Consider the following 12183-nt stretch of genomic DNA (forward strand, 5'->3'; position numbering starts at 1 on the left):
ACCTTTTATAACTACAACAAATTTAAAGAAAAGGTGAATAAAATAATGTCAAGTGTTTTTAATGTACCAATGAAATTACAATTATTAGCATCAGATGAAACGACAGATGAAACGACAGATGAAAAAATATTAAAATTACAACAACAAATAATTAAATTGAATGAAGTAACAACAGAAAATGAAAAATTAAAAGATATGAATGAAAAGTTATTCACTAAAAATCAAGAATATTTTCTAAAAATAACAAATGACACTACAATAAATGAAACACATGAAATAAATGAATACGAAGAATTTCTTGGAAAAGATTTTTACGATAAATTATCAAATAAAGAAAAGAAACAAATAAAAACTATATTAGAAGGAGATGACGAATAATGGCAATACAACCAACAGCTACATTAACGCAAACTAAACAAGAATTTCTAAATTCAGTATTAAATAAAATAGGTAAACAAGAATTTTCAAATACAGTATATAAAAATCCATTAACAAGAATAATAGGTGAATTTATAGAAGGAGCAACAGACATAGAGGAAATATATGTAGAACGTAGTACAGATGTAGGATACGACCCTAGCGGTGCTAATGTATTAGATAGAACAAAACCTACTACATTCGTACAATATCACACTAACACAGTTGACCATGGATATGACGCTACAATACAAAATAAACAAATGAGAAAAGGATTCACAACTAAATCAGCATTATCAACAATGGCTAATACTATATTAAATCAACTACATACGGGAAAAGAAGTAGACGAATACACAGACTGTTTAAATACATTAAAGGCATTAGTATCATCACCTCAAGGTGAAAAAGATAATATAATATCAGTAAAACCAATCGCAGATGAAACATCATCAAAAGCCTTCGTAAAAGCTATAAAGAAAACAATACCTAAAATGACAGAATATTCAAATGTATTTTCAGATAAAACGAATTATGCAAAATCAAGCGATTTAATATTATTCATAGATTCAGATGTTGAGGTTGAAACGGAAGTAGAATGGTTAGCTGGTGCATTTAATTTATCAGTTGCACAATTAAATGAAACTACTAAAATGGTAATACCTAACCTAAAATCAAAAATAGGTGCTATCGGTGTATTATGCCATCATAAATGTTTAAAAATAAACCCAACATACTATGATATTGATTCAATTAAAAACACAAAAGGTAAATTTATAAACTATCATCTTGTAACTGAAACATTACTTTCATATACAACTTGGTATCCATATGCAATAATAAAAGACGACCTAGTTTAGGAGGTGAGGGTGGGTAAAACCACCCTTTAAATATGATAAAACTAATTAAAAATTATACTTATGATAATAAATACGACTACATAAAACTACACGACACAAAAACATCACAAAATGACTATTTCAATTCTTTTCAAAATATATTAATTGATGAAGGAGCAGAAGAAGGATATATTCGTGAAGGTGAAACATTCATAATAGATTATAATTACGACTATTTAGTATCAGAAGGCATTAACTATGTAATATGGAATAATGGATTTAAAGACCTTTATTGCTTCATAATAAGAAAAGAATACATTGATGAAGAAATGACAAGATTACATTACGAAATAGATGTGTTAAATACATTCTTATTTGATATAACAATAAAAAAATCATTTGTAGAACGTAAAAAATGTACAATATCTGAAATAACTAATTTCGACGAAGGGTTAAACATAGGAGAACACACAATATCACAAACAGTAACAAAAATGGATAAACAATATAAATGGTTCGCTATGTTTAATGGGATAAAACAACAACAATTAACTTTTGAAAATAATAAATTAACAGGTGTATCAACACTACCAAGTCCGACAATGAAACCTCTAACTATAATAGATGGTATTCAATATCCATTACATTTCATGGAACTTGAAACATCATACCCTGAACCAACTTATACATTAATGGATACAGACGGTTCGGAAGGTGGAGGTTCTGTTGGTGGCGATTGGCGAAATGGCATAATTTCATCAAGTGGATTTAGATTTATAAAAGGTTATGAAGGTTTTGCACCTTCTAAATATCAAGATTCAGGTGGTTATTGGACAATTGCATATGGAGTAACAGCACATGGAGAACCGAACATATACAATGACTTAGTAAGCAAATCACCAATCACAGAACAAATGGGAGCTGAAATATCTTTCAACCTTAAAAACACAAATTACGGAAATGTAATAAAAAACCTTTTAATAGTAGGTGGTATAACAGAACAATATCAATTTGACGCACTTTTATCACTATCTTATAATTGTGGAGTAGGTACAATTACAGGTTCTGGATATCATACTGATGTGTGGGAAGCAATAAAAAAAGACCCCACAAATGAAAATTACATTCGTACTGTATGGGAAAATTTCAAAATAACATCTAATGGAATACCATTAGAAGGTTTAAGATTACGAAGAATACAAGAATGTAATATGTTTTTTAATAAAAAATATGAAGTTAGAAAAATATCAACTATAAACGTAAACGGAGGTATAAACGGATATGTTACAGAAAATGACGGGAACGGGTGGCTTCCAAATTAATATTCCACACTTACCAACTACACTAAGCGACCACCCTTCATTAGTTGGAATTATACGCTTACCTTTTTGTAATACATTTAGTCAAAAATCAGACATTACATTACCTATTTACGTTGAAAATAAATGGAAAATGGTAACACAAATAGTGGAATTAGCAACAGAAATAACACAAATCACCTTCGAAGATACACCATTTACAGTACCTAAAACAAATATAACAGATTTTTACCCTTATACATATTATGTGTTAACAGACGGTGAATGTGAACCATTAGTAATGCACCCTCAGTATATGCCTTCACAGTGCACAATAAAAGGAAGATACGCATTATCACATCAACCTATTGAAAGATATTTCATAGAAGGGTATAAAGGTGATAATAATGGTAGTGTATATAATATAACAAATCTTAATCAAATGATGTTACCCACAGCAACTAATGAAGGGACTAACTATATGAATGCAAATGCAAATACTATAATGCAAAATAGGAAGTCAACAGTAACATCAAATATTATGTCTGCTATAAGTGGTGTCGGTCAAACTATTGGTGCTGGAGCTACTATGGGACCAGGTGCTGGAATAGGTGTTGGATTAAATAGTGTAGCAAATTCAATAAATGGTTTAAATGAAATAAAAAATATAGATGCAAGAAATCAAGATACATTATTAACTCCAAACTCAATATCATCATTTGGAACACCTTCATCAAGGATAGCATTTGATTGTGATAGTGTAAAAGTGATTAAATATTCAATAAAAGATAATGTAAAAAATAAAATAAATAATTTTGTAAATAGATATGGTAATAAATATAACAACTATGATACTATCGACATTAAAAATTATAAAGGATATATAAAATTCATTAGTCCAGACATTGACGGAAAAATAGATAATATATATACAGATAAAATAATATCAATATTAGAAAGGGGTGTATTCATTGAGTAAAGATAATGCAATTAATAGAGAAGAAGAGCTATTAAGTGAATTTTTAAATCTAGCTATAAAACGTTTTAAATGGTCTAATTTACCTTTAGGTTTAACAACGGATAGGCTAGAGGAAATGTTAATTTCACACGGTTTACTAGGTGGTTTTATAAATGAAACGGGACTTCTTACAATTCTGCCTATGCACGGTGTATCAAAAGTAAATGTATACAATGAATTTAACGAATACCGTCTATATGGTTTCAATGGCTATGATAAACAAGTATCGAGTGATGAAGTGTGCAGACTAAAAAATAATCCTACTAGTTCAACAGATATTGAAACATTGTCAATATTTGCAAAGAGAATATCAGATATAGAGTCAACTCAAGAAGTGAACCTTTTTCAAATGAATATACCCAAAATTATTGCTACGTCACGCGACGGTATATTAACAGCTAAAAATATTATAAAGAAAATACAAGACTTTAAATTTGTTGTATTCACTAGAGAAAAAGGTATTTCTTCACAAATGAAACAAGATGATATTCTTGATAATACAGTTCCTTATCTACTAGATAAATTATCAGACTATGAAAATTTCTATAGAAATAAAGTGATGACATATCTCGCTATAAACAATGCTAATACAGATAAAAAAGAGCGACTAATAACTGATGAAGTAAACGCTAATAATGATTTATTAAACACTATACTTGATATGATGTTTGAATGTAGACAAGAATTTTGTGATGAAATAAAATTAAAATTCAACATAGATATACAAGTTGAAAAAAGGAGTGTACTTGATGGCACATTACACACTAACATTACATCAGATACTGACTAATGTTGAAATATTTGACTTTGATTATCCAATGTTCAATGTAGATTATAAACCTACTTTTGAAAATTTATTTAAGGATTATTTTCTAACAGAAGAAATAGCACACGAAACAATAGGTCTTTTTAAACATAGATTAAAAACAATTCTTAATTTAAAAATGCCATATTACAACAAATTGTATATGTCCCAAGAATTAGAACAAAGAATATTAGATAACTACGATGTTACTGAAATAATTAATAGAGTTGTGAACGGTGACGTCACTAAAGAAATAAATTCTGATAGTGATAGAGCTGTTATTAGTAATAACAATTCAAGTGCATCAAACAACAATAAACAATTATACAAAGATGCACCTAAGACAAAAATTGACATTGATAAATTTGATGTAGTAACAAATTTAACTAAAAATGAACAATCATCTTTAATAGAATCTACTAACAATGATAGTGAAAAATTATCAAATATTGCAAAAGAAACAAATGAAATAAATAACATTGAAAATTTAACTAGGACTATGACAGGAAACATAGGTATTCAAACAGATGCTGATGCTATAGTGAAATATTGGTCATCATTAAGAAATGTAACACTTGAAATATTTGAAAATGAATTAAGTGAATTATTTATGGGGGTGTTTTAATATGATAGAAAATTTAAAACCTAGCGATTTAAACTGTAATATATTTAGTGCATATGATTATCCAGGTATGACTATACAAGAATTATTATGTCAATTCTTTACTAAAATAAATGAGTGTGTTAAACAATGTAATGACACAAATGAGCTTACCGAATGGCTAGTTAATGAAGGTTTGAGTTTAGAAGTAACTAAAAAGCTTACACAATGGTTAAATGATGGCACACTTGAAAACTTAATAAACGTAACTTTATTTGAAGGATTAAATAATAAAATAGATAATGTTAGTTCTCAATTGGTTGCTAATAAGAATGAATTAGATACTTTAAGAGAATTAAAAATAAACGTAAAAAGATTTGGTGCAAAAGGTGATGGTATTACCGATGATACAAAAGCAATTCAAGATACAATAGATTATGCATTTACAAAAACGCAAGGAATGACTGGTGATAACGTAGTAACTGTTATACTTGAAAATAAACAATATAGAGTTAATTCTCAAATTAATTTGAGAAGGAATATAAAACTAATGGGTGGTACTCTTTTAGTTTATGGAAATATTGGTATAAATATGGAAAACTGTTTATATACAATAATTGATAATACTAACATAAAATTACAATTACCAAACCAAATTGCTATATCAATTCAACAAAATGTGCCTTCTGCTGGTAGTGCAAGCCAATTAAATCAATTTTATAATGTTGTTATAGAAGGAAACAATCTAGCTAACACGTCAGGAATAAAACTTGGTTATACGTGGGTAAATAGTTTTTATTCTTGTAAAATATTTAGATGTACTGACGGATTATGGTTTGATAATGTCGATAGTAATGCGAATATATTTTATAACTGTGAAGTTAGGGGCGAATATACACACACAAATAACGGTACAGCAATAATACATGCAAATGGGAAAAATAATGCGTTTATAGGTGGAGTTGTTGAAAATTATAAATCCTGTGTTGATGTTAGAAGTGGTGATTTTAGACTTCAAAATGTTTATACTGAACTATTTGGCATTGATAAACCTTTTTTATTGCAAGGTGGTACTTTAACAGTTGATAGTTGTTTGTTAAAAGGGAAATTTGATGTTCGTGGTGGTGAAATGCTTAGGATAACAAATAACGATGCGACAAAAGGTGGTTTTTTAACAAATGTTAATAGTCCTCTTGTAACTTATACAAATGATATTACAACTAAGTTAATAATAGAGGGTAATAACTTTAAAGAAAATGAATACATTGTTAGACATGGTTATTATTTCAATAAAACAAATTCAACTTGGATAGAATTGTCAAAAAAAGGTGTTCACAATTTGAAAGACATGAAAACTCTTGTTATTGCAAGGCTAACAGCAAATCAAGCTAGTGTGACAGGTGATAGCTCACAGGCAGTATTAAAATGTGATGATGTAATTGTTGATAGTTTGGGAGAATATAGTACGCTCACAGGTTTATTTACTCCTTTAAACGGTGGATTTTTTAGAATAACAACAACTGTTAAATTAACAAATATAAAAGACACTAATGTTAATAATTCATTGTTTATAGTAGAAAGTAACGGTAAGAGCTACAGAATTGATTATGAAAATTATCTAAATAAAGGTGGCTCAATGAACAATGAAATAACATTAAGTGGAAGTGCGACTTTGTGGTTACAAAGTGGTCAGAATATAAGGGTCTTGGTTATGTGTTCTGGTTCTGCTAAAGATGTAAGTATAGAAGGAAAAAGTGACAGTAATGTTTTTACTTTTATAAATATAGAAAGAATGCAATAAAACAATTAATGACAATATTTACCTCTTTATGCTATAATCGTCATAAAGGGGTGATTTTATGACTGAAATAAGTAATTTAATATCAAATATTGGTTTTCCAATAGTTGCTTGTATTTTTATGTATATCCAACAACAAGAGTTGAATAAAACAATAAGTGAATTATCTTCTACTTTGAAAACAATAGATAATAGAATTGATAATTTAGAAGGTAGGAGGGTTTCGTGATGGAAAAAATAGTTATTGATTGTGGTCACGGAGGTGGAGATTCTGGGGCATTTAATAAAAAACTAAATGTCATGGAAAAACATATCAATTTAGAAGTTGGTAAAATAGTATATAACAAGTTACTAGAATATAATTGTAAAGTTGTTATGACGAGAAATAGCGATGTTAATTTATCACTTGTTGAAAGAGTAAAAAGAAGTAATAACGTAGGAGCATCTAGATTTATTTCTATTCATTGCAATAGTTTTTCTGATGAAAAAGCTAATGGGTTTGAAGTGTGGGTGTACGATAACAAGAATAATTTGAATTTAGGACAAGATATATTAAATAGTTTAAATGATAATATTGATTTGAGAAATAGAGGTATAAAGGAATCAAAGGAATATTACGTTACAAAATATACTAAATGTAAAGCTTGTATAGTAGAAATAGGTTTTATGAGTAATACAGAAGAATGTAAATATATGCTAAATAACATTGATAAATGTGCAAATGCTATCACTCAAGGAATAGTTAAAAATTTAAAATTAAATAAAAAGAATGATTGTGAATGTAAATGTCATTAATAAAAAGACCCTATCGGGTCTTTTTATTTGTGGATATACGATAATCCGGCTAGTCGATAACCATTTATTATATTTTCTCCATCATCATCTGAAATTATTATAAAATCTCTTTGTTTTATGGTTGATATTATCACATCAAATAGGTTGTTGTATTCACTTGCATTAAATGACATTATGTTATTTATATTCACTATGTTTTTGAAAGGTATGATACCGTTGATGATGTGAGTTGTATTTTTAAAATTAATTGTATTTATATTTATTTCTCTATATGCTGATATAAATTTTACGTTATCATCAATCAAGTATATTCTATAAAAATAGTCCTCAAATCTTAATACCATAGTTGTTTTATATTGTTTTCCTATATATTTTTTTCCAAGATTTTTATTTTCTTCAAAGGTATATTTGTCTATTGTTTTTGGGTATTTATGCACCTCGAAATCTCCACTTGTTATCATAGACCCTACACCGGAATCGCCAAATATGTTATACACTATTTTGTCTTTATTATCTGAATTGTCATATACATTTACATTTTCAGTACGTTCTAATGCAAAAGAAGTTTTAAATCCTTTTTTATCGACAAATGTTTTATGTAGTATTTTCCCTTTTTCCATACGGTGTACTTTTAAACCTAATGATGAAAAGTAGGGATTGTACTTACTTATTGTATTTGCAAGCATAAATATTTTTACTGATGTTCTATGTCTTGCTATTGTAGATACAAGATTAAGAAGCAAATTTATTTCATCTGGTAAATATGTGCAATCTATTGACATAAATTCCTCAAATAGAACTACGTCAACACTTGGGTATGATGTTCCTTTTACTCGGTTTGACTGTGCTAAAGAGAATGCATATCCAAAAACCTCACATTCTGATATTTTTCCACTAACACCGTCTTCATATAATAACCATTGACCACGATAAAATTTTATTCTTTTATTATATGTTTCTAGTATGTATTCTTCTAAATGAGAGAATACCTCACTCATATATTTTGATTTTATATCTTCATCAAATCTTTTTACATATCCAAATTGTGTTCCATTTTTAAAGAAACTATCTATTATATGTTGTAATGTAGCATATGTTTTGCCGTTTGAACGTTCTCCTATGATTATGTAATACTGTGCTTGTTTCTTTAATATTTCATCTAATCGATACCATTTTATTTCTTCACTCAAATTTAACATCTCCTTCAATATCTATTTTCACTATTTCTAAATCAGTTTCATTGTATCCTAATATTTTACTATCTTTTAATGTCATATTTAACGTGTATGTTGTGTCTTTTATTACTATTCCACCGAATTGTTTTATTTTTCTTCCTTTGTAAGTCATATTGATCATATCTAGAGGGTTTAATTTTTCTTTTTGTGCTATAGTTCTTCCAGATGCAGTCACGTCAAAAGTAGTCCCTGGGGAGAAAACAAAAGTAAAAGCTTCTTCTAATGTAATGTTGTTTTTAGATGCTACATTTTTGATTACCTTAGGAACGTTCTTTTTATTACATCCAGCTATTGTTGTATTTATTTTATCATCGTATGTTATATAACCATATTTTTTAGCACCATAGGTCATAAATAATTTGTGAGGATGCATGTCTTCTTTTTCCCATATTCCCAAAGATGTTATTATGTTATATTCTTCATCTGATATTTTAAAATCATTTTTAAAAGACTTAAATCGAGGTAACCTTTTATTATTTTTTATTTTTATTTCATTCATTGATAGTATGTTATCTATTAATTTATTTTGTTCTTTTTTAGTTTTACAATAAAATTTTATTGAGTCAGTATCTGAATATACTACTTTTCCACCATTATCAACAACATATACTATCATTTCTACTAGTTGTTTTCTAGCATATGATGTTATATATACACCATGCGAATAGACATCAATAGAGCCACCATATAAATTTTGTTGTTCTAAAAATATATTAAACATTTCTTCCCTTTTTTCCTCTGTATAGTCAAAATAATCGTGTGTGAGTATTTCACCGTCAAGAATTTCGTAATGGTCTTTAATGGGATTAGACACTTTTACACCGTACATTGAATTTATTATTAACTTTGATTTAGCTTTTACTTCTCCTTCTTTTGTTTCTTTATTTAAGAAATTATGTAACAAAAAAGCTACTTCTTCTTTTCTCAAATACTGTTCTTTTGTAGCTGTTGTTATTCTCTCACATTGTATTGTATCAAAGTTATAAACTAGTTTTATAACGTCAATGTCTGTGTTGGTACAAGGAATGAGTATGTAGTCAGCTGATAATAATTTACCATTGAATAATTCATATTTTTCACTTATACCTCCTTTTCTTATTTGTGAAGATGAAATTGGTAGCAAATAATCAAGATTTTTTACTTTTATGTTGGTGAATTTAAACATGCCGACAAAACCTTTGTAGTTGCTATGTAAAAATATTTCATTAGCTATATGACCGTATTGTGTATTGTCAACATCAAAAATGGGGTACTTCATAGTACACATTTGAAACGGATAAGATGACTTAATATCTAGTCCTATTACTCCACTTGTTGTTTTGTTGTCTATTAATTTTGATGTTTGTTTTATATTTGATGTTGTTAGTCCACCTTGATATACTTTCATCAAATCGTCCATAAAATCAAATGAAGTGAATGAATTGTATCTATCGTAATAATATTTTATTAATTGTTTACTTCCATAATTGTTAGATATGAAATTTTTTCTACTTTTTCTTACAGATGAAGTGAATGTTAGCGGTACTTCATTAATATTAATATCATTTTCTTTCATATATTTATCTAAAGAAAGAGCTATTATTACATTATCTCTTTCATTATAATCATAGTCAATTTGTTTTAAATTATCCCAAGGTAAACGAATAATTTTGTAATTATAATCAAGTTTAGGTAAGCCTAATTCATCACCTAATGCTGCTACGGATTTATTAAATAATGCATAACTATCTCTAAATGTGATATTTGGAATTTCTACTAATGTTATTGATAGTGGTGAATTTTTATCTCTTAATATTATATCTTGTCCTTCTTTTTCATACATTTTATTAAAATCTGATGTTGCTCCTGTTCCTTGCGTTTCTCTTAATAAGAATGTCATTTCATAATCCAAGTTGTGTGACCAAACGATGCAATTAGGAAGATTGAGAAAATATTCGATAGTTTCTGAAATAGTTCTAAAAAATTTACTTTCAGTTATAACACCAGCTGTTATATCAAAAGTTATAACATTAGAAAGATATGTTACTTGCATTTCGTGTTTACAATCAGTTATTATTGTTGATGTTTCAATATCCCAAAAATAAGTTTTATTTAGAATTTTTTCATTCATTATCTTTTCCCTCTTTCATCTTTTTCCATTTCTAAGAACCTTTTAAACCTTTCAGACATATCATCTATTTGTCGTGTTTTTGATGCCCCATATTCAAGGTCGGAAATAGCTTTTTTCACGTCAACTTCATTCATTGTATATTGTTGATAGTTTAAAAATGTTTTTTCAATTATTTGTTCTGAACCAAATCCTTTTTCTATGTTATTTAATGCGACTGATAGTGTATTTATGAAGTTGTTTGATGTTGTGATAAGTTTTATTTGGTCTATTGGATACCCTTTATCTGATAGATATTCTTCTATAGTGTGTGTTAATGTGACCCACTTATCGTTAACAGTTTTTTCATATTTTTTAACAGTTCCGTATACATCGTGATTATTTATTTTAGTTAAAATTGATAATGTTCTTTTTAATTGTAATTCATTTTGTTTACTGTAGAATGTTTTACCAGCTTTTGATAATGAAATTATATTCCCTTTATCATCTTTTTTATATTGCATCTGTTTATTGTTGAACAATGATGTTATAAAATCTAAATGGTCCTCAACACCTTTTTCTTTAAATTTTTTAACTTTTTTATTTAAACTATTAGCCTGATTTATTATTTTTGATATTATATCTTTTTTAGACATATTTACCCCCCCTTGATGTGAGTTAAGGTGATGACAAGAGCCACCACCTTTTTAATTAGTTATTTGGAAAAAATACGTTATAAGTGTAGTTTCTATTGTTCTTAGATTTCTTTTGATGTATTGACATTGATATACCTGTATTAAATATTTCTATCTTTTCTTCTTCATTTAATAAGTTATCAAGTGCTAGGAAATTTTCAGTTACTACCGATGAACCGAAGAAAAATTCAGTATCATTGTCTTTTATTATGAACACTACATAATCACCTTGTTCACCTTTTCCAAATTCATAATTAGTTACTGTTAATGTATCGTTTAATATTTCTTGTATATCTCCTTTATCCCTTCCTTTCATTATTTCTAAACCTGAATTAGATATTTCCTTTATTTTATTGAATAATTCTTTTCTTATTGCCATTTCATTACCTCCATAAATTTAGTTAAATTTTTATAATTTGATGTTGTAACATTATTCATATTACACCATATTTTATACATTGTTGTTTTCATAATTTATTCCTTCCTTGCTAATTTCTTTTATAAGTATTTTTGTTAGGTCTGAATATTTTATGTTATTTACCAAACAGAACATTTTTATAATTCTGTATTGTGTTTCTGAAACAGGTAACGGTATT

The 12183-nt window shown here is 27.6% G+C and carries 13 protein-coding genes; 9 read left to right on the plus strand and 4 right to left on the minus strand.

The features are described from left to right. The 9 genes from ACRC03_RS01640 to ACRC03_RS01680 all read left to right on the plus strand — a co-directional run. The coding region (locus ACRC03_RS01640; RefSeq protein ID WP_438650810.1) for a hypothetical protein at positions 1-378 on the plus strand (378 nt) is incomplete at its 5' end. Then, the gene (locus tag ACRC03_RS01645; RefSeq protein ID WP_438650811.1) at positions 378-1277 is read left to right on the plus strand and encodes a hypothetical protein; all 900 of its coding nucleotides are present in this window, start codon (positions 378-380) and stop codon (positions 1275-1277) included. The genes ACRC03_RS01640 and ACRC03_RS01645, both read left to right, overlap by 1 nt. A 32-nt stretch (positions 1278-1309) precedes the next feature. After that, a complete protein-coding gene (locus ACRC03_RS01650) occupies positions 1310-2578 on the plus strand; it encodes a glycoside hydrolase family protein (RefSeq protein WP_438650812.1) in 1269 nt (422 codons plus the stop codon). Beyond that, the gene (locus ACRC03_RS01655; RefSeq protein ID WP_438650813.1) at positions 2538-3533 is read left to right on the plus strand and encodes a hypothetical protein; all 996 of its coding nucleotides are present in this window, start codon (positions 2538-2540) and stop codon (positions 3531-3533) included. Before ACRC03_RS01650 ends, ACRC03_RS01655 begins: the two co-directional genes overlap by 41 nt. Continuing rightward, positions 3526-4362: a hypothetical protein gene (locus tag ACRC03_RS01660; protein WP_438650814.1), complete on the plus strand. Its 837-nt coding sequence runs from the start codon at positions 3526-3528 to the stop codon at positions 4360-4362. Before ACRC03_RS01655 ends, ACRC03_RS01660 begins: the two co-directional genes overlap by 8 nt. After that, a complete protein-coding gene (locus ACRC03_RS01665) occupies positions 4322-5002 on the plus strand; it encodes a hypothetical protein (protein ID WP_438650815.1) in 681 nt (226 codons plus the stop codon). Before ACRC03_RS01660 ends, ACRC03_RS01665 begins: the two co-directional genes overlap by 41 nt. Position 5003: 1 nt before the next feature. Further along, positions 5004-6779, plus strand: a complete 1776-nt coding sequence (locus tag ACRC03_RS01670) for a glycosyl hydrolase family 28-related protein (protein ID WP_438650816.1) — start codon at positions 5004-5006, stop codon at positions 6777-6779. Positions 6780-6837: 58 nt separating this feature from the next. Next, complete coding sequence (locus tag ACRC03_RS01675; RefSeq protein ID WP_438650817.1) at positions 6838-7005, plus strand: YvrJ family protein; 168 nt, start codon at positions 6838-6840, stop codon at positions 7003-7005. Then, on the plus strand, positions 7005-7571 hold the full coding sequence (locus tag ACRC03_RS01680) for an N-acetylmuramoyl-L-alanine amidase family protein (protein ID WP_438650818.1): 567 nt from the start codon (positions 7005-7007) through the stop codon (positions 7569-7571). The genes ACRC03_RS01675 and ACRC03_RS01680 overlap by 1 nt, the downstream gene beginning before the upstream one ends. Before the next feature lie 23 nt (positions 7572-7594). Here ACRC03_RS01680 and ACRC03_RS01685 read toward each other — a convergent pair whose 3' ends face one another. The 4 genes from ACRC03_RS01685 to ACRC03_RS01700 are packed head-to-tail and all read right to left on the minus strand — an operon-like array spanning position 7595 to position 11966. Continuing rightward, positions 7595-8761: a phage DNA encapsidation protein gene (locus tag ACRC03_RS01685; protein WP_438650819.1), complete on the minus strand. Its 1167-nt coding sequence runs from the start codon at positions 8759-8761 to the stop codon at positions 7595-7597. Beyond that, positions 8754-10916: a hypothetical protein gene (locus ACRC03_RS01690; protein ID WP_438650820.1), complete on the minus strand. Its 2163-nt coding sequence runs from the start codon at positions 10914-10916 to the stop codon at positions 8754-8756. The genes ACRC03_RS01685 and ACRC03_RS01690 overlap by 8 nt, the downstream gene beginning before the upstream one ends. Then, a complete protein-coding gene (locus ACRC03_RS01695; protein ID WP_438650821.1) occupies positions 10916-11548 on the minus strand; it encodes a hypothetical protein in 633 nt (210 codons plus the stop codon). Before ACRC03_RS01695 ends, ACRC03_RS01690 begins: the two co-directional genes overlap by 1 nt. Positions 11549-11603: 55 nt before the next feature. Beyond that, on the minus strand, positions 11604-11966 hold the full coding sequence (locus tag ACRC03_RS01700; protein WP_438650822.1) for a hypothetical protein: 363 nt from the start codon (positions 11964-11966) through the stop codon (positions 11604-11606). Positions 11967-12183: the final 217 nt, after the last annotated feature.

The sequence above is a fragment of the Romboutsia sp. genome (assembly GCF_051659545.1).
Lineage (GTDB): Bacteria > Bacillota > Clostridia > Peptostreptococcales > Peptostreptococcaceae > JBOFOR01.

Bases quoted from the DNA above. Each gene is read 5' to 3' on its own strand.
- ACRC03_RS01645 (WP_438650811.1), top strand. From the start codon at position 378: ATGGCAATACAACCAACAGCTACATTAACGCAAACTAAACAAGAATTT.
- ACRC03_RS01650 (WP_438650812.1), top strand. From the start codon at position 1,310: ATGATAAAACTAATTAAAAATTATACTTATGATAATAAATACGACTAC.
- ACRC03_RS01655 (WP_438650813.1), top strand. From the start codon at position 2,538: ATGTTACAGAAAATGACGGGAACGGGTGGCTTCCAAATTAATATTCCA.
- ACRC03_RS01665 (WP_438650815.1), top strand. From the start codon at position 4,322: ATGGCACATTACACACTAACATTACATCAGATACTGACTAATGTTGAA.
- ACRC03_RS01670 (WP_438650816.1), top strand. From the start codon at position 5,004: ATGATAGAAAATTTAAAACCTAGCGATTTAAACTGTAATATATTTAGT.
- ACRC03_RS01675 (WP_438650817.1), top strand. From the start codon at position 6,838: ATGACTGAAATAAGTAATTTAATATCAAATATTGGTTTTCCAATAGTT.
- ACRC03_RS01680 (WP_438650818.1), top strand. From the start codon at position 7,005: ATGGAAAAAATAGTTATTGATTGTGGTCACGGAGGTGGAGATTCTGGG.
- ACRC03_RS01690 (WP_438650820.1), bottom strand. From the start codon at position 10,916: ATGAATGAAAAAATTCTAAATAAAACTTATTTTTGGGATATTGAAACA.
- ACRC03_RS01695 (WP_438650821.1), bottom strand. From the start codon at position 11,548: ATGTCTAAAAAAGATATAATATCAAAAATAATAAATCAGGCTAATAGT.
- ACRC03_RS01700 (WP_438650822.1), bottom strand. From the start codon at position 11,966: ATGGCAATAAGAAAAGAATTATTCAATAAAATAAAGGAAATATCTAAT.